Genomic DNA, 17,604 nt, shown 5'->3' on the forward strand with positions numbered 1-17,604 from the left:
CGGTCCGGGTGACTCAGGCGACGTGCAGACGGGCCTCGTCGGCGCCGCGGGCCCCGGCGACGGTGGCCGCCTCGGTCTCCAGCGCCCTGCGGGTGGCCGCCGTCAGCGGCGCGAAGGGGGTGACGGTCAGGTCGACCCGGCGGCCGGCGGCCCTGGCGCGCCAGGTCCCGGCGGGCTCCGAGCCGACCAGGAGCACACCGGGTGCGCCGATCGCGCGCCAGATCTCCTTCTCGTGGGACTTCTCGGGTGCGAGGAGCCACCGGTCGCGGGCCTGGAGGAACGGGTCGCCGGGCGGGAGCAGCCGGACGAGGTGCGGGCGCTCGGCCGACAGCAGCGCGTCGAGCCGTTCGGCGGGCAGCCACGCCCGCTTCCCCTCGACCGTCACCTCCGCCAGGTCCCCGGGCCACACCGCCCTGGCCACGGCCGGCTTGATGCCGAGGAACTTCGCGGCGTCGGCGGGGGTGGCCGGTCCCAGGAAGCGCAGATAGGCCCGGACCAGGGCGCCGGTCCCGTCGGCCGCCGTCGGCATCGGGTAGCCCGGCTCCAGCGGCGAGAGCGTGGTGGTGCCCTGCCGGCGGCCGACGCCGACGGCGCCCGGCAGTCCGGCCTGCTGGAAGAGGAGCCCCGAGATATGGCGCGATCCGCAGGGTTCGCACCAGAACGTCAGTGAGGGCGGCACCGCCGCGCTCACCGCCCGGCTCACCTCCCCCTTGGCCATCGGCCCGGTCACCACGGCACGCAGCGCCCCGGCGGTGGCGCGGAACGCCTCCAGGCCGAGCTTCGCGCCTTCCTTGATCACGGTGGTACTGATCCGCGCCGTCGCGTCGGCGTCGTCGAGGGGCCACAGCGCGGTGGCGAGCGCCGGAAGGTCCGGCCGGCGGTGCAGATGCGGTGCGCCGCGGAAGGTCCACACCAGTTCCAGGCCGTCGGCGGACGCGCCGCGGGCGGCGAGCGCGAGCCGGGCGGAGCCGCTCGGGGTGTCCTGCGCCCCCAGCTCCAGCACCGCCGGTTCCGTGGAGGAACGGTCGAGCTGATGCGCCGCGGCCCGGTAGTCCAGGACCCGCTCCCGTGACACGTTCCGGTCCGCTCCGCTCACAGCGGGCCTCCGTTCCTCACTGGTACGTCCGTTCCCGACCGGTACGTCCGGGCCGGCCGCTCTTCCGACGCCTCCGAACCTACCCGGAAGCCGGTCCCGGCGGACGTCTGCCGCGCCTCCCGCGTACAGGGCCCCGGTACCGCAGGCCCTACCATGGCTCCGATCATTTCCGCAGGTGAACCCCGGATGTCCGTACCTGGACCGGCGCACCGCACAGACCCACAGGGAGCGAACATGAGTCTCGGCGTGCGCTGGACCTTGCACGGCGACGGGAAGCACCTCGGTGCGGGCGAGGTCGTGAGACCGGACGAGCGCCTCACCTGGGGGCGCACCGCGGGCCTGGGGGCGCAGCATGTGGTCTCCATGATCGGAGCCTGCTTCGTCGCCCCGATCCTGATGGGCCTCGACGCCAACCTCGCCGTCATGGCGTCCGGTGTGGCCACCATCCTCTTCCTGCTCATCACCCGCGGCCGTATCCCCAGCTACCTCGGCAGCAGCCTGTCGTTCATCGGGGTCGCCGCCGTCATCAAGACGCAGGGCGGCGACGCGGCGACGCTCACCGGCGCGCTGCTGGTCGTCGGCGCCGTCCTGTTCCTGTGCGGGGCGGTCGTCCGTGCGGTCGGCGCCCGTGTCATCCACGCCGTGCTGCCCCCGGTGGTCACGGGCGCGGTGGTCATGCTCATCGGGTTCAACCTGGCTCCCGTGACCGCGGGCACCTACTGGCCCCAGGACCAGTGGACCGCGCTGCTCACGATGCTGTTCACCGGCTTCGCGCTCGTCGTGCTGCGCGGTTTCTGGTCCCGTATCGCGATCTTCCTGGGGCTGGCCTTCGGATACGGCCTCTCCTGGGTCCTCGACCGCGTCTTCGGCAGGATCCACTCGCCGGCGGGCGGTACCGAGGCGGTCGACCATTGGCGTCTGGATCTCTCGGGGGTCGGCAGGGCCGACTGGATCGGGCTGCCGAGCTTCCACGCGCCGAGCTTCTCCCTCTCGGCGGTGCTGGTCGCCCTGCCCGTCGTCATCGCGCTCATCGCCGAGAACGCCGGACATGTCAAGGCCGTCGGCGAGATGACCGGCGACCCCCTGGACGACAAGCTCGGTACGGCGATCATGGCCGACGGCGCGGCCACGATGATGTCGACCTCGGTCGGCGGTCCGGCCACGACCACGTACGCGGAGAACATCGGGGTCATGGCCGCCACCCGCGTCTACTCGACCGCCGCCTACTGGTGCGCCGCCGGCTTCGCGATCCTGTTCGGTCTCTGCCCCAAGTTCGGCGCCGTCGTGGCCGCCATCCCGGGTGGTGTCCTCGGCGGTATCACCGTCATCCTCTACGGCATGATCGGCCTGCTGGGCGCCCAGATCTGGGTCCGTTCCCGCGTCGACCTCTCCAATCCGCTGCATCTGGTGCCGGTGGCCGCGGGACTCATCGTCGGGATCGGCAATGTCAGCCTGAGCCTCACCGACAACTTCGAGCTCAGCGGTATCGCGCTGGGGACGCTGATCGTCGTCATCGGCTACCACGCCCTGCGGTTCCTGGCTCCCGCGCACATGAAGAACGAGCCGCCGCTCGCCGAACCGGCCGAGCCGGGATACGACCGGGGCCGGCCGGACGCGTCCTGACTCCGCCGGGCGCCGGGCTCAGAAGCAGTCGCCGTACCAGTGGACCGCCCCGGGGGCGGTGACCGTGGCCCGTACCGCCTCGGGGGCGGCGAGCAGCGGCCGGGCCATTCCCACCTGCTCGTCCACGGACCTGGGCTCCGTCAGGAGGGCCGGCCATCCGGCGCGTGAGGGGGTGCCGGGCAGCCGGACCCGGGCGCGGGTGAGTCCCCCCGCGCGGGCCCGGGCGGCGACCGCGCCGAGCAGGTCGTCCAGGCAGCCGGGGGCGCCCGCGAACTCCCGTACCTCCGCGTACTCGCCCGTGTACTGCGCCACGAGCCAGCCGACGGGCTCGCCCGTCACCGGGTCCTCGGCCACCAGTGCGCGCTCCGGCGGGCCGTACCAGGCGGGGACGCGGACCGCCCAGTCCTCGGGGGCGCGCAGCGAGCTGAGGGGCCGGGCCGCGTTGGCCGCGCCGTGCAGGCCCGCCACCGCGCCGCCGTCCGCCGCGGTGGCCTCCCGGACCCGGTGGGTGCCGGCGGGCGGCGCCGGGGTGATCGTCCCTTCGGTGTACGTGCTGCGGAACTCCTGCCAGCCCGAACTCCGGTACACCCCGGGCGTGCCGGTGAACAGCAGGGACCAGGCGCATTCCTCGGCCAGCATCGTCCGCTCCGCCTCCGCGAGCAGCCGCCGCACCAGCCCCTGCCCCCGGGCCTCGGGCCGGGTGGCGACGCTGCCGATGCCGCCGACCCGCCGCGGGGTGCCGTGTACGTCCCGGATCAGGCGCGGTACGTAGACCACGACCGCGTCGATGGAGCCGTCCGGGGCGGACTGCGCCACGAAGGTGTGCCGGTGGCGGTCGGGATCCAGGGCGTACAGCGCGGCGATCTGCGGGGCGTCGAAGCAGGTGTCCCACAGGGCGCGGAGCGCGGGTTCGTCGGCGGGGGTGGCGGTCCGCAGGAGCGCGGTCACAGGATCAGGTTCCCGTCGGTGCGGGCCGGGCCGCCGTTCTCGGGCACGGCGGTGCGCCGGGTGCCGCGCTCCACGCAGGCGGTGTGCAGCGCGGAGGCGAGGGCCGCCGGAGCCAGGTGGAGGGTGCCGCCGGTGAAGCGGCTGCCGGTCGCCGCGTAGTGGTTGGTTCCGCCCTCGATGCGGACGTGGGCCGTCGCGGCGTCGTTGGTGGTGCTGTTGACCGCCGAGAGGTCCCAGGTGACGGTGCCCGGTCCGGCGGCGCGGCCGAGGAAGGCCTTGGCCTTGTTGGTGCCGGTGAACCGGGCGCCGGAGGTGACGGTGACGGACTGGTCGCGTACGGCGCTGGCCTCGAAGCCGGTGCCCTCGTAGCGTCCGCCGTCGATCCGCAGGTCGGCGGAGCCCACGGAGAGCGGGGCGGCGTTGTCGGCGCCGGTGACCGTGCAGTCGGTGAAGTGGACGGGGCCGGCGCCCCGGAGGACCGCTCCGTCGACGCCCTTGAACGTGCAGCGTACGAAGTGGACGGGTGCGGTGACCGGGGTCTGGACGAGGACGGCGCCCGCGGGCGGCTCGAAGGAGCAGTCGCTGATGACGGTGGGCCGGGTGGAGCGGGCGGAGCGCTGGGCGACGGCGAACGTCTTCGCGGTGCAGCCGCGCACCTGGGCGCCGTCCGCGTTGACCGTGAGGGTGCCGGCCTGGTCGAACGTCGGGCGGGCGATCACCGTGATGTCCTCAAGGGTGAGGTCGGTGATCTTGGTGTTGGCGGTGAACCAGGAGCAGACATGTCTGCGTACAGTGATCCGCTTGGCCGATATGCCCCACTGGGCCCCGGAGTTGGCGATGTCCATCAGGCCGGAGTTGCCGTCGAAGAGCAGGTCGTGCTCGTACTGGCCATGGGTGGTGAAGGGGTTGCCGCCCGAGTCGTCGCCGTCGCCGTGGCAGTTGACGACGGTGCAGTAGGCGGAGGCGGTGAGGTCGTTGAGGTGGCGGACGTTGCTCGTGGTGCAGTCGGACACCCGTCCGTACAGGCAGTAGATCTGCTGGGTGAGATAGCCCGCGCCGCCGTACTCGACGGTCGGCGGGTTCTTCAGGGAGCACTGTTCGGTACGGAACCGGGTGCACCAGCGGCGCATGATGACCGGCCAGAAGCTTCCGGTGGCGTGGATGCCGGAGACGTCGCAGCCGACGGCGTACTCGTAGCTGACGGGGTGCGAGCCGGTGTACTCGTCCTTGCCCGCTCCTTCGAAGACGAGGTTGCGGACGTGGCTGTCCTGGACCGGCTCGATGCGGCGCCAGGTCAGCTTGCGCCCGGCGGCCAGTTCCCAGCCGTTGAGGTAGCCGATCCGGATGTGGCCGGCGTCGATGATCTCGGTGATCTCGACCAGCTTCTGGAGCTCTCGCTCGTCCGCGCCGCCGCCCTCGACCGGGGCGACCTGCACGGTCCACCACTGGCCGACCGTGAAGGCCTTGGAGTCCGGCACCGGGAAGGTGTCGGTGAGCTCGATGACCTTGGCCGCGAGCTTGTGCTCGACCGTGGTGTCGGTGGGGGTGCCGCGGAAGGAGAGGACGGCGCCGAAGGGGTTGTCGTGGGTGTTCTTCTCGATGCCTTCGGTGCGGATGGTGTGGCCGCCGAAGTCGAGTTCGATGTGGGAGCGGTCGAAGAGGTGGCGTTTGGTGAACAGGAGGTCGGTGTGGGCCTCGATGCGGTGGATAGCGGGGTCGTTGATCATCGCGTCGAGTGCGGTGTCGGCGGGGGTTTCGGCGTCGAAGTGGCCGAAGGTGCGGAAGTCGACGGTTCCGGTGTGGAGCTGGTGCCAGCGGCCGGTGGCGGGCTTCTTGGCGGGGGTGATGACGGTGCCGCCGTTGTGGGCGGCTTCGGAGGTGCGGTTCCAGCGGACGGCCATCGCTCCGCCGTCGCCGGGGGTGTGGTGGCCGGCGACGAGGACCACGGTGCCCTCGGTGAGGTGTCTGGTGTTCAGGGCCCGCAGGGCGGTGACCGTGTCGGCGCGGGTGACCTCGCCGGTGTGTCCGGGAGCGGCCTGCGCGGAACCGGTGGCCACGGCCGAACCGGCCACGACCAGACCGGCGAGACCCGAAGCCCGCAGCAGATGACGGCGTGACGAATCTGGAACTGCCATGACGGAGGTGCTCCTCGCGTTGTCGATGGACCGGCGGACCGGTGACGTCAGATCGTGTTGCGGTACGGCGGCATGAACCGCATGCGCGGCATCTGGTCGGCGAGGACTCCCCCGTCGACCACGATCCGTGCCCCGGTGAGGTAGGCCCCCGCGTCGGAGGCCAGCAGCAGCAGCGCGCCCACGCACTCGTCGGGCCGCGCGTAGCGGCCGAGCGGGATGCGCTCGCGGTAGGCGGACTCGAAGCTCTCCCGGTCGAAGGGGAATTCGCCGTCGATGGGCGTCTCGACCATGCCGGGTGCCAGGGTGTTGGCCGTGATGCCGTGCGGGGCGAGTTCCACGGCCAGGGTTTCGGTGAGCAGCTGGGCGGCGGCCTTGGAGGCGTTGTAGTGGGCCAGGCCGGCCTCGGCCACCAGGGCGTTCTTCGAGGTGATGGTGATGATGCGGCCCGCGATGCCGTCCGCGGTCATGTGTTCGGCGATGCGCTGGCTGAGGAAGAACACCGCGTCGACGTTGACCCGCATGATGTGCGACCAGCTCGCGGGGGTGATCTCGTTGAAGCGTTCCAGGGCCGCCGTGCCCGCGTTGTTGACCAGGATGTGCAGCGGCCCGGCCTCGGCCCGTACGGCGTCGGCGAACCCGGCCAGTGCGTCGATGTCGGCGAGGTTCTGCCCGTACGTCCAGCTCCGGCGGCCGAGGGCTTCGACGGCCGCCGCGGTCTCGGTGATCCCGTCGGCGCCGGGCAGGTCGACGAGGACCACGTCGGCGCCCGCCTCGGCGAGGCCGACGGCGAAGGACCGGCCGAGGCCTCGGGCGGCCCCGGTCACGAGGGCGGTTCGGCCGGTGAGGCCGAAGCGCTCGGTGCCGCGGGGCGGGACGGCTGCGGTCATGGCGGGTTCCTCCAGGCGGAGCGGTACGGAGAGGTGGGCCGCCGCGCCGAACCGGGGAAGGAAGCGCGGCGGCCCTGCTGCCGGACGGGTGCCCGGGTACCGGGGGGTGGCGCCCCGGGCTTCGGGCCGGCAGGTCGGTGGGGAACGGCCGGGCCGGCGGTGCGGACCCGGCTGTCCGGGGTGAACGGCCGGGTCCACGGGTGGAGCCCGGCCGTTCGCGGTGGGGCGCCGGTCAGCCGTTCAGGCCCAGCAGGTCCAGCGACGGCCGGTGGATGATCTCCTCCACCTTGTCCACGTCGAGCGGCGCGAGCCCCGGGATGCCGGGGATGCGGGCGATCTCCCGCAGCCCCTTCACCGAGTCGTCGACCGTCGTGAACGGGTAGTCGCTGCCGAACATCACCTTGTCGAAGACCCCGTAGTCCTGGACCAGCCGCAGGCTGTGCCAGAGCTGGAAGGGCCGGTAGTGCAGGGCGCTGATGTCCGCGTACACATGCGGGTGCTTGCGGATCACCGCGATGCACTCGCCCTCGAAGGGGTGGCCGAGATGGGCGAGGACCATGCGCAGTTCCGGGTGGCGGATGGCGACCGCGTCCAGGTGGCGTGGCATCGCCCATTCCAGCGGGGCGTTCGACACGAAGGTGGTGCCGGTGTGGACGAGGAGCGGCAGCCCGTGCCGTTCGGCGTAGGCGTAGAGCTCGTCGTACTCCTCGGCGGCCGGGTCGAAGCCCGCGTACATCGGCATCAGTTTGATGCCGCGCAGACCCAGCTCCTGGTGGCCGTAGCGGAGTTCGTCCTGCCAGCCGGGCTGGGTGGGGTCGAGGGAGAGATAGCCGATGAGGCGGTCGGGGTGCTTCTGGACGTACGAGGCCACGGCGGCGTCGTCGACCCAGAGTCCGCTGCGGCGGGCCTTGCCGCCGACGACGACGGTCCGGGTGGACGCGGGCGCGGTGGCGGCGTAGTCCTCCCACGTCACCGTCAGGTCGACCTCGCCCTCGTGGGCGCGGGCGGAGTCGGAGCTGAAGGGTTCGGTGAAGTCGTGGCTGTGCCGGAAGAGGTGCGAGTGGACGTCGACGATCATGTCCGGTTCCGCTTCTCCCAGCCGTCCGCGAACATGTTCCAGAAGCGGTGGCTGGGCGGGTGCTCCTCGAAGACCTCGTCGACGAGTTCGACGCCGAGGCCGGGGGCGGTCGGCAGGCCGATGTGGCCGTCCGCCATCGGCAGGGTGCCCTTCAGCGCCTCGAAGACGAAGGGCTCCAGCAGCCCGTCGAAGGTCTCCAGGATCTTGAAGTTGGGGATTCCGAGCGCCGCGTGCACGGAGACCGTGGTGCAGAGCGGCGAGTTGGAGTTGTGCGGGGCTACGAGCATGCCGTGGGTATCGGCGATCGCGGCCAGTTTCCTTACCTCGGTGAAGCCGCCGGCCATCGAGAGGTCGGGCTGGATGATGTCGACGGCGTTGGTCGCGAAGAGCTGCTTGTACTCGTAGCGGTTGTGGAAGTGCTCACCGCCGGAGATCGGGAAGGCGGCCCGCTGGCGCAGTTCCGCGTACCGCTCGATGTGGGTCCAGGGCATCGGCTCCTCGAACCAGCCGATGTCGAACGGCTCCAGCTCCCGCACCAGCCGCGCGGCGGTCGGCATGGCGAAGCGGGCGTGGCCCTCGATGAAGAGGTCGATGTCCGGGCCGATGGCCTCGCGGACGGCGGCCACCAGATCGACGGAGCGGCGCAGTTCGGCGCGCTCCAGCTCGTGCAGACCTGGACCGAAGGGGTCGAACTTGAGCGCGGTGAAGCCCTTCGCCACGGTCTCCTTCGCCTTGGCCGCGAAGGTCTCGGGCTCCCGCTCGCCGGTGTACCAGCCGTTGGCGTAGACCCGGACGGTGTCGCGGCAGGCGCCACCGGTCAGCCGGTAGGCGGGGACTCCGAGCGCCTTGCCCATCAGGTCGTACATGGCCTGGTCGAGACCGGACAGGGCGACGCCGCCCATGTCGCCGCCACGCAGGAAGTCGCCCTGGTAGACGCGGAGCCAGAGCTCCTCGATGTCGAAGGGGTCGGCGCCGATGAGGTGGCGCCTGGCGATCGCCTCGGTGAGCGCGCAGACCTCGCCCACCCGGTAGGGGTGGGTGATCTCGCCGATGCCGCTGAGTCCCTCGTCGGTGTGGACCCGGACATAGCCGAAGTCCCGCCAGGAGGTGCCGAGCATCAGGGTCTCGACGCGGGTGATCCGCCCGGCGGGGCCGGCGGGGCGGGTGCGGTTGACGGTGAGCATCAGCGGGTCGCTCCGCCCATGGTGGAAGTGTTCTCCAGGTCGCGGGCGCCTCCGTCGGCGAGCACCGCCTTGACGGCCGCCTCGGTGCCCTCGATCAGGCGGTCGACGTCGGCGTCGGTGTGGGCGTAGCTGATGTGGCTGCGCTTGAGGTTGAGCGGCAGCTCGAACAGACCGTGCTCCAGGAGCTTGCGGCGGTAGCCGACGAAGAGCGAGGCGTCGTTGTTCAGCAGGTCGGCGTAGGTACGGGGGGCCTCGCCCGGCATGAAGTAGCTGACGAAGACGGAGCCGTAGCCGGTGACGACGGCCGGGACGCCGAGGCGTCCGTACAGGGCGGTCAGTTCGGTACGGACCCGGTCGCCGAGCCGGAAGACGTGCTCGTGGACCGGCTCCTCGCGGAGCTTGCGCAGGGTGGCGAGGGCGGCGGCGACGACGGAGGGGTGTCCGTTGTACGTACCGGCGAAGAAGGCGGGGGCGCCGGGGCGGGTGGAGAAGAGGTCCATCAGGTCGGCGCGGCCGCCGATCGCGCCCACGGGGGCGCCGTTGGCGATCGCCTTGCCGAGGGTGGTGAGGTCGGGGGTGACGCCGGAGATCTGCTGCCAGCCGCCGGTGCTGTGCCGGAAGCCGGTGATGACCTCGTCGAAGATCAGGACGCTGCCGGCCTTGGTGGTCTCCTCGCGGAGCGTGGTGAGGAACTCCTGGTACGGCAGGAGGGCGCCGACGTTGTGCGGGACGGGCTCGACGATGACGGCGGCGATGTCGGAGCCGTGCTCGGCGAAGGTGCGGCGGACGGCCTCGCTGTCGTTGAACGGCAGGACGAGGGTGGCTTCGAGGACCTCGGGCAGGATGCCGGTCGAGATCGGGTCGTGGCCGCCGACCTTCTCGGGGGCGGAGATCACGTTGAGGCTGACCGAGTCGTGCCAGCCGTGGTAGCAGCCCTGGAACTTGACGACGAGGCGGCGGCCGGTGGCGGCGCGGGAGACGCGCAGCGCGTGGAACGTGGCCTCGCTGCCGGTGCTGGTGAGCAGGACCTTCTCGATCGAGGGGATCAGCTCGGTGAGCTGTTCGGCGAGGAGGACCTCGCCCTCGGTGACACCGACGCCCATGTGGCCGAGGGTGGCGCCCGCTTCGGCGGTGGCACGGGCCACGTCGGGGTCGTTGTGGCCGAGCAGCGGCGGGCCGAACGCCGAGTGGAAGTCGGTGTACTCGCGTCCGTCGGCGGTACGGAACCGCGCGCCGTCGGTGCCGGTGACCACCAGGTCGGTCAGTCCGGGAACGCTGCGCTGACCGCTGTTCACGCCGCCGGGTACGACCTGGCGGGCGCGCTCGGCGAGTCGGGCTCCGGATTCGTTGCCCACCGGGCCTGAACTCATGGTGCTTGCTCCTTGCGTCGAGAGTCGTCGGTTGTCGCGGACCCTGCCCGGCCCGTGAGTCCCTGGCGCCATCCGCCCGGCAGTCGCCGCAGGAAGAGGGTGATCCGTGGTGCTCGTGGTGATGCGTTTCTGATTTCAAAACACTGTTCTGTAGAGCAGAACAGTGCCTGGATATTACGTCCGCCCTTCGGGACGGTCAACCCCCTTTCGGCCACCAAAACGCCGATTCCCAGCCCTTCCTGGGCTCTTCCTGGACCTTTCCCCGCCATGAAGGGTCCGCTCGGACCGGCTCAGGCACTACGCTGTTCTGCTATGACGAACAGTGCTGCCCAAGAAGAACCGAAGTACTGGGTCAAGAGCGTGGCCAGGGCAGCGGACATCCTCGAAGCGCTCGCCGCCCCCGCCCAGGGGAACGGCCTGAGCGTCACCGAGGTCGGCCAGGCCTGCTCCATCTCCAAGAGCGCCGCCTTCGGCATGCTCCAGACCCTGCGCGCGTACGGACTCGTCTCGGACGACGGCGAAGGGATGAACCGGCGCTACCGGCTCGGCATGAGCCTGGCCAGACTCGGCGACCGGGCCCGCTCCCAGGTCTCCCTGCGCGGCGTCGCCCACCCCGTCCTGCGCGATCTCACCGCGCTGACCGAGATGGCCTCCCGGCTCGCCGTTCCCGAGGACGGGCACGCCGTGGTGGTGGACCAGGTCGAGCTGGACCAGCGGGTCCGGCTGGACCTGCGGATGGGACAGCGCGAGCTGCCGCACTGCACGGGGCTGGGAAAGGCCCTGCTGTCCGCCGTGCCGCAGAGCGAGGCCGCCGCGGTGATCGAGCGGTTCGGGCTGCCCCGGCGTACGGCGCGGACCATCACCGACCCGGCCACGTTCCTGTCCCACCTGCGCGACATCGCCCGGGTCGGATACGCCCTGGACGACGAGGAGGACGCCGAGGGGATCATCTGCATCGGCGCGCCGGTCTTCGACGACCGTTCGGTGTGCGCGGGCGCGGTCAGCATCACCGGCCTCAAGCTCGGCCTGCCGGCCTGGCGCTACCAGGAACTGGGAGGTCAGGTGCGCGACGCGGCCCGGCGGATCAGCGTGTCGCTGGGCTGGGTCGACGACACCGCCGGATCCGTGTCCGACACGGTTCAGGCGCATTCCGACGAAATCAGGTCTTGACCGATCGGCACAACCCGCCGTAGGTTCCCTGCCAACCCCGATGACACCCACAGGTCATCGGTGATTCACCCCTTCCGGCCCGTTACCGACGCCTGCCCATCGCGTCGTGGACATCCAACGGCCGGACCCTTTTCAGCCATCCGCCCCATGGCAGTCCCCCGCAGGAACGCTCCCTCATTTTCGGCACTTCTCGGAAGGCGAAGTCCGCATGAGCGTTCCCACCAGTCCCACCCCCGCGCAGTCCAGCCGTCGCAATCTGCTGCGGGCTTCGGGTCTCGCCGGTCTGGTCGTGGCCGGTTCGGCCGTGGCCACCGGTTCCGCGCAGGCCGCTCCCGGACACACCGGCGAGGTCACCCGCGCCGACACGGTCACCGCCCTGCGGGCCCTGAACACCAAACACCTCACCGAGGGCACCGTGGTCCTCGTCGCCGGCCACCACACCCCCGGCGACGGCGGAGCGATGGCCGTCCGCTGGAACCGCACCTCCGAAGCCGCCCACAACGGCGGCACCGTCATCACCCCCGCCAAGAAGCCCGCCACCGGCCGCTGGCACCAGCTCCACACCGGAACCGTCGACTTCCGCACCTTCGGCCACTTCGACGCCGAAACCCCCGCCGACACCGCACTCGACGCGATGATCAACGACCCCGCTATCCACCGCATCGAGGCCCACACCGACCTCCTGTTCACCAAACGCCACCTCTTCGACCGCTCCCACATCGAACTCGACTTCGGCGGCCACACCATCCGCACCGAAGGCATCGAGAAGAACACCCACGACAACCCCTTCGGCGCCGTCCTCTCCTTCCGCGGCACCCCCACCGACACCACGCACACCCACAAGCTGAGTGCGCCGATGCCGGACCTGTCCGACCTCTTCGAGGTCGGCGACTCGGGGAAGTTCGCGGTCGGCCAGTGGTGGGCCGTGGAGAGCGACGCGCTGACGGGGAAGTACGAGAAGGAGATCCAGCGCCTCGTCCAGGTGACCGGGATCGTGGACGGTACCCACATCCGGGTCAACTACCAGATCGGCTGGGACCTGGCCGCGGGCCGCACCCTGAGCTGGACCCGGATCGAGCCCGTCGACCGCGCCCATGTGCGCAACATGGTCTTCGAGGGCTGGGGCGAGGACGAGATGACCGGCTCACACCCGGTCGCGTACGAGTACGCGGTGCGCTGCGACGTCTCCGGGATCGAGGCGATCGGCACGTTCTGGCCGGTGGTCATGCGCCGCTGGTGCACGTACTACCGCACCGAGCAGTGCTCGCTCACCAACCCCAAGTCCGTCACCTACGGCGGCGCGGGCTATCTCACCCAGCAGATCTACTGCCTGTACGGGCACGTCGAGGACTGTCACACCTCCAACGCCCGTCACCTCAACGACTTCACGGCCTCCGCCTACTGCTACGTCACCAACTGCCACGGCGACGGTGACGACGAGGGCCCGTTCGTGACGCACGGTCAGTTCGAGCACGACCTCGTCTACACCGGCAACTCCGGTCTGATGACCTTCGCCAACTCCGGTGCCGCGTGGGGCGGTCGGGCCAAGCGGATCACGGTGCGCAGGCACGCCTGTTCCTGGTTCGTGGCCCGGGTCAAGATCACCGACCTGACCCTGGAGGACGTGCTCGTCGTCGGCAAGAAGTCGCTCGCCGGCTCCGGCATGCTCTGGGTCAACGCGGACGGGGTACAGCTGCGCGGCTGCACCGCCACCGGGCCGCTGATCGTCTCCCGGGCCTCGGACCTGTCCACCCGGCCCAATGTGATCGCCGACTCCTCGTTCGCCTTCGCCGCGGGTGCCGAGATCACCCAGGCCAATGTCTCCGCCCCGGTCACCATCGCGCGCACCGTGCTGAAGGGCGTCGACGGCGCGGTGTTCAACGGCACCGGGCCCCTCGTCCTCGACCAGTGCACGCTGTCCGGCTCCAAGGACACCGCCCCCGTCTCCCTCGCCCACGCGGACATCACGGTGCACGGCGGCGAGCTCCGCGACACCGGGCTGAAGCTGACCTCCGCGAAGGACCAGCGGCTGCGGGTCGACGGCACCCGGATCAACGGCACCAACAAGGACGCCGCTCTCCTGTCCCGTACCGGCACCGGCCGCACCGTCGACTGGCAGCTGGCCGGACTCGACTCCACCGCCCCCGCGGGCACCGCCCATGTGCTGGTGACCGAGGGACCCAACCGCTACCGGGCGACCGGGTCCACCTTCACCGGCGGGCGCCTGGAACTGCGGCCCGCGGCCTTCGCCGGCTCCGGCAGCCACCTGCTGCACACCGGCTGCGTCGAGACCGGCACCGAACGCACCGCGCTGCCCGACGAGGGCGACCGCGTCGCCCACACCGCGGCCACGCTGCGCTTCTGATCAACCCGACCCACTGAGTCCGAGGAGGCAATCCCCGTGTCCACGCACACCCCGATCACCGGCCGGCCCGTACGGGTCGCCCTCGTCGGCGCCGGAAACCGCGGTCTGACGTACGCCGAGTGGATCAAGGCCCACCCGGAGCGCGCCGAGCTCGTCGCCGTCGCCGACCCGCGTCCGGCCGCGCGGGCCGCAGCCGGCGCCCCCGTCGAGTTCGACGACTGGCGGCCGCTCGTCGAGAACCGCATCGCCGACGCCGTCATCGTCGCCACCCAGGACCGCTTCCATGTGGAGCCCGTCCTGGCCCTGGCCGAGGCCGGATACGCGATCCTCGCCGAGAAGCCGCTCGCCCCGACCGAGGACGAGACCCGGCGCATCGTCGAGGGCGTGGAGCGGGCCGGAGTCCTCTTCGCCGTCTGCCACGTCATGCGGTACACGCCCTACACCGACCTGGTGAAGAGCGTGGTGGACTCCGGCGTCCTCGGCCAGCTGGTCTCGCTCGACCATCTGGAGCCGGTCGGCTGGTGGCACTACGCCCACAGCTATGTGCGCGGCCCGTGGCGCAGCGAGAAGGACTCGTCCCCGATGCTGCTCGCCAAGTCCTGCCACGACCTGGACTGGATCACGTATGTGATGGGCGGCCGGATCGAGCAGGTCACCGGCTTCGGCGGGCTGAAGCACTTCCGGCCGGAGAACGCCCCGGCCGGCTCCGCCGACCGCTGTCTGGACTGCGCGGTGGAGTCCGACTGCCCGTACAGCGCGCTGAAGCTGTACATGCCCACGCTGCGCGAGAAGGGCGCGGTCTGGCCGGTCACCCATGTCACCGAGGCGACGGACGAGGCCGGTCTGGTACAGGCGCTGCGGGAGGGCCCGTACGGCGTGTGCGCGTACCGCAGCGACAACGACGTGGTCGACCACCAGGTCATCGCCATGCAGCTGACCGACGGGGTGACCGCCACCTTCCAGATGGTGGCGTTCACCGAGCAGACGCACCGCCAGACGCGGATCTTCGGCTCGCACGGCTGGCTGCGCGGTGACGGCGAGCGGGTCACCGTGCAGGACTTCCGGACGGGCGAGACGACCGTCCAGGAACTCGGCGCGTCCGGTTCGAACGCCGCCGACGGGCACGGCGGCGGGGACGCCGCGCTCGTGGAGGCGTTCGTCACCGCCGTCGCCACCGGGGACGCCGGGGCGGTCCGCTCCGGCCCCGCCACCTCTCTCGGCAGCCATCTGGCGGCGTTCGCCGCCGAACGCGCCCGCCACACCGGCACCGTCCAGCAGGTGCCCGTCGCATGACTCCCCCTCGTCCCGGCATCACCCTCACGTCCTCGGAGGACCCCCTCATGTCCCGTGCACCGAAGCGCCGTTCCAGAGTCCGTTCCCTCGCCGCCCCGGTCCTCGCCACCGCGCTGGCCACCGGCGTGCTGGCCGGCTGTTCCAGCGACAGCGACGGCAACACCGTCACCATGTGGACCTACCCCGTCATCTTCGACGAGGCCAAGAACAAGGCCTACTGGGACGGTCTGGTCAAGGCGTTCGAGAAGGAGCACTCCGGTGTCAAGGTGAAGGTGGAGACCTTCCCGTGGGCCAACCGTGACACCGCGCTGGCCACCGCGATCGCCTCGGGCAAGGGCCCGGACGCCGTGTACCTCATCCCGGACCAGCTGCCCAAGTACGCCAAGAACATCGTCCCGGCCGACGACTACATGCCGGCCGACGCCAAGGCGGACTACACCGACTTCGCCCTCACGTCCGTGACGTACGACGGCAAGGCGCTCGGCACCCCGGTCCTGACCAGCGCCAACCCGCTGATCTGCGACAAGCGGGTGTTCTCCGCCATCGGTGAGACCTCGTACCCGACGACCTGGGCGGAGCTGGAGGCCCTGGCCCCCAAGCTCAAGGACAAGGGCTTCTACGCCACCAGCTACAGCGGGGACACCCAGCAGACGCTGAACATGACCTTCTACCCGCTGCTGTGGCAGGCGGGCGGCGACGTCTTCTCCGAGGACGGCAAGAAGGTCACCTTCAACGACGCCGCCGGGGTCAAGGCGCTGACGTACCTGAAGAAGCTCGTCGAGGGCGGCTACAGCGACAAGGACCTGGTGACCACCACGCCGAAGCTGGAGCAGACGCCGGTCGCCAAGGGCAAGGTCGCCTGCACCTGGCAGAACACCCCGGCCGATGTCGAGCCGTTCTGGGGCAAGGAGAACATCGTCGTCCAGCCCCCGCTCAAGGAGACCGAGTCCGTCGGCTACGGCACCGTCGGCGCCCTGTCGATGCTCAAGGGCGCCGACAAGAAGAACACCGGCGACTGGCTGAACTTCGTCGCCGAGTCGAAGAACGCGGCCGGCCTCCAGAAGGGCGCGGGCTACTTCCCGGCCCGTGAGTCCGGCGGCGACCTCTACCCCGGTGACGCGCTCCAGAAGGCCGTCGGCGCGACGCTGCCGACGATGACGGTGGGCCCGCTGGAGGACAAGTCCCGCGAGGTCATGGGTGTGCTGGCGCCGGAGATCCAGGCGGCGCTGCTGGGCAAGAAGAGCCCGCAGCAGGCGCTCGACGACTCGGCCAAGGCCGCCCAGGCGATGCTCGGCCGCTAGGGCGTGTGTCGAAAGCAGCGCCGTCCGCCCGAAGGGCGAGCCGGGCGGGGCTTTCGACACACACCCCAGGTCCCGCGCCCCGGCGGGGTCCGGGCACCTTCCGGACCCCGCCCCTCCCGGCATCGCGCCGGGCCGTACCACCCCGCAATGTTCCCGTACCGCAAGGAGATCCCCGTGGCAGTCGTCGCGGAACCAACCCGCCGGGGCCGTCGCAGCGGGCCGCAGGCGCGCCGCGAGGCCCGGATCGGCCTGCTCTTCGTCCTCCCGTGCTTCCTGCTCTTCCTCGCCTTCCGGTTCGGCCCCGGTATCGCCGGTGTGCTGATGAGCTTCACGGACTACTCGCTCACCGGCGGCGGCAGCTTCATCGGGCTCGACAACTTCACCCGCCTCTGGGACGACCCGCTGTTCTGGCAGGCGCTGAAGGTCACCGTCCTCTACACCGTGCTGGCCGTGCCCGGCACCCTGATCGCGTCCGTCTCCCTGGCGCTGATCACCCGCCGGGCGTTCCGCGGCGCGAAGTTCTTCCGGTCGGTGTTCTTCCTGCCGGTCGTCACCTCGCTGGTGCTGGCCGCCACCGTGTTCGTCTGGATCTTCTCGACCGGCGGCCCGTGGTCCACCCTGATGGGCTGGTTCGGGATGTCCGAGGGCTCCTGGCTCTCCGACGACGTCCTGGTGCTGCCCGCGCTGGCGATCGTCGGCGTCTGGTCCCGGTTCGGCTACGGGATGCTCATCCTGCTCGCCCGGATGCAGGACATCCCCCGGGAGCTGGAGGAGGCCGCCCTCACCGACGGCGCCGGGCCCTGGCAGCGGTTCCGGTACATCGTGCTGCCGCAGCTCAAGCCCGCCCTGTTCTTCCTCGCCGTGATCGAGACGACGGCCTCCTTCCAGGTCTTCGACGCCGTCTACACGATGACCGGCGGCGGCCCCGCCAACGCGAGTTACACGCTCGTCTTCCAGCTCTACGACGCGGGCTTCAAGTACTTCGACCTCGGTTACGCCGCCGCCATCGGCGTCGCGCTCTTCGTGCTGACCGTGGTGGTGGCCGTGATCCAGCGGCTCGTGATCGGGAAGGACCAGTGACCATGACCGCAAGCACCGTGGAAACCGAGAAGGCACCCCCCGCGCCCAAGGCACCCGCGGGCGGCGACCGGGCC

Annotated in this window: 13 protein-coding genes; 6 read left to right on the forward strand and 7 right to left on the reverse strand. The window is 71.0% G+C overall.

All coding sequences use genetic code 11. From position 1 onward, the window contains the following. Window positions 1-13: 13 nt before the first annotated feature. Entirely contained in the window at window positions 14-1,096 is a 1,083-nt protein-coding gene (locus tag OHA98_RS26060; RefSeq protein WP_266929163.1) for a crosslink repair DNA glycosylase YcaQ family protein, read from the reverse strand. Window positions 1,097-1,330: 234 nt separating this feature from the next. On the opposite strand from OHA98_RS26060, the gene OHA98_RS26065 reads away from it, so the two are divergent. Then, complete coding sequence (locus OHA98_RS26065; RefSeq protein ID WP_266929164.1) at window positions 1,331-2,719, forward strand: uracil-xanthine permease family protein; 1,389 nt, start codon at window positions 1,331-1,333, stop codon at window positions 2,717-2,719. An 18-nt stretch (window positions 2,720-2,737) separates the two neighbouring features. Here OHA98_RS26065 and OHA98_RS26070 read toward each other — a convergent pair whose 3' ends face one another. From OHA98_RS26070 to OHA98_RS26095, 6 genes are all read right to left on the reverse strand, one after another. Then, the gene (locus OHA98_RS26070) at window positions 2,738-3,667 is read right to left on the reverse strand and encodes a GNAT family N-acetyltransferase (protein ID WP_266929165.1); all 930 of its coding nucleotides are present in this window, start codon (window positions 3,665-3,667) and stop codon (window positions 2,738-2,740) included. After that, the gene (locus OHA98_RS26075; RefSeq protein ID WP_266929166.1) at window positions 3,664-5,802 is read right to left on the reverse strand and encodes a peptidase C14; all 2,139 of its coding nucleotides are present in this window, start codon (window positions 5,800-5,802) and stop codon (window positions 3,664-3,666) included. The genes OHA98_RS26070 and OHA98_RS26075 overlap by 4 nt, the downstream gene beginning before the upstream one ends. A gap of 47 nt (window positions 5,803-5,849) precedes the next feature. Then, on the reverse strand, window positions 5,850-6,689 hold the full coding sequence (locus OHA98_RS26080; RefSeq protein ID WP_266929167.1) for an SDR family NAD(P)-dependent oxidoreductase: 840 nt from the start codon (window positions 6,687-6,689) through the stop codon (window positions 5,850-5,852). A gap of 232 nt (window positions 6,690-6,921) precedes the next feature. After that, window positions 6,922-7,767: an amidohydrolase family protein gene (locus tag OHA98_RS26085; RefSeq protein WP_266929168.1), complete on the reverse strand. Its 846-nt coding sequence runs from the start codon at window positions 7,765-7,767 to the stop codon at window positions 6,922-6,924. Beyond that, complete coding sequence (locus OHA98_RS26090) at window positions 7,764-8,951, reverse strand: mandelate racemase/muconate lactonizing enzyme family protein (protein ID WP_266929169.1); 1,188 nt, start codon at window positions 8,949-8,951, stop codon at window positions 7,764-7,766. Before OHA98_RS26090 ends, OHA98_RS26085 begins: the two co-directional genes overlap by 4 nt. Further along, entirely contained in the window at window positions 8,951-10,321 is a 1,371-nt protein-coding gene (locus OHA98_RS26095; RefSeq protein ID WP_266929170.1) for an aspartate aminotransferase family protein, read from the reverse strand. Before OHA98_RS26095 ends, OHA98_RS26090 begins: the two co-directional genes overlap by 1 nt. 312 nt (window positions 10,322-10,633) lie before the next feature. Between OHA98_RS26095 and OHA98_RS26100 the strand changes: the two genes are divergently transcribed. The 5 genes from OHA98_RS26100 (at window position 10,634) to OHA98_RS26120 (ending at window position 17,530) form a co-directional block, all read left to right on the forward strand. Beyond that, a complete protein-coding gene (locus OHA98_RS26100; RefSeq protein ID WP_266929171.1) occupies window positions 10,634-11,491 on the forward strand; it encodes an IclR family transcriptional regulator in 858 nt (285 codons plus the stop codon). A 208-nt stretch (window positions 11,492-11,699) separates the two neighbouring features. Next, complete coding sequence (locus OHA98_RS26105) at window positions 11,700-13,856, forward strand: peptidase C14 (RefSeq protein ID WP_266929172.1); 2,157 nt, start codon at window positions 11,700-11,702, stop codon at window positions 13,854-13,856. A 36-nt stretch (window positions 13,857-13,892) separates the two neighbouring features. Beyond that, entirely contained in the window at window positions 13,893-15,149 is a 1,257-nt protein-coding gene (locus OHA98_RS26110) for a Gfo/Idh/MocA family protein (protein ID WP_266929173.1), read from the forward strand. Window positions 15,150-15,196: 47 nt separating this feature from the next. Beyond that, the gene (locus OHA98_RS26115; RefSeq protein ID WP_266929174.1) at window positions 15,197-16,450 is read left to right on the forward strand and encodes an extracellular solute-binding protein; all 1,254 of its coding nucleotides are present in this window, start codon (window positions 15,197-15,199) and stop codon (window positions 16,448-16,450) included. Window positions 16,451-16,624: 174 nt separating this feature from the next. Beyond that, window positions 16,625-17,530: a carbohydrate ABC transporter permease gene (locus OHA98_RS26120; protein WP_266929175.1), complete on the forward strand. Its 906-nt coding sequence runs from the start codon at window positions 16,625-16,627 to the stop codon at window positions 17,528-17,530. The last annotated feature ends 74 nt before the right edge of the window (window positions 17,531-17,604 follow it).

This window comes from Streptomyces sp. NBC_00654 (genome assembly GCF_026341775.1).
In the GTDB taxonomy this organism is placed as follows: domain Bacteria; phylum Actinomycetota; class Actinomycetes; order Streptomycetales; family Streptomycetaceae; genus Streptomyces.

Bases quoted from the DNA above. Each gene is read 5' to 3' on its own strand.
- OHA98_RS26080 (WP_266929167.1), bottom strand. From the start codon at position 6,689: ATGACCGCAGCCGTCCCGCCCCGCGGCACCGAGCGCTTCGGCCTCACC.
- OHA98_RS26105 (WP_266929172.1), top strand. From the start codon at position 11,700: ATGAGCGTTCCCACCAGTCCCACCCCCGCGCAGTCCAGCCGTCGCAAT.
- OHA98_RS26065 (WP_266929164.1), top strand. From the start codon at position 1,331: ATGAGTCTCGGCGTGCGCTGGACCTTGCACGGCGACGGGAAGCACCTC.
- OHA98_RS26090 (WP_266929169.1), bottom strand. From the start codon at position 8,951: ATGCTCACCGTCAACCGCACCCGCCCCGCCGGCCCCGCCGGGCGGATC.
- OHA98_RS26095 (WP_266929170.1), bottom strand. From the start codon at position 10,321: ATGAGTTCAGGCCCGGTGGGCAACGAATCCGGAGCCCGACTCGCCGAG.
- OHA98_RS26115 (WP_266929174.1), top strand. From the start codon at position 15,197: ATGTCCCGTGCACCGAAGCGCCGTTCCAGAGTCCGTTCCCTCGCCGCC.
- OHA98_RS26100 (WP_266929171.1), top strand. From the start codon at position 10,634: ATGACGAACAGTGCTGCCCAAGAAGAACCGAAGTACTGGGTCAAGAGC.
- OHA98_RS26085 (WP_266929168.1), bottom strand. From the start codon at position 7,767: ATGATCGTCGACGTCCACTCGCACCTCTTCCGGCACAGCCACGACTTC.
- OHA98_RS26075 (WP_266929166.1), bottom strand. From the start codon at position 5,802: ATGGCAGTTCCAGATTCGTCACGCCGTCATCTGCTGCGGGCTTCGGGT.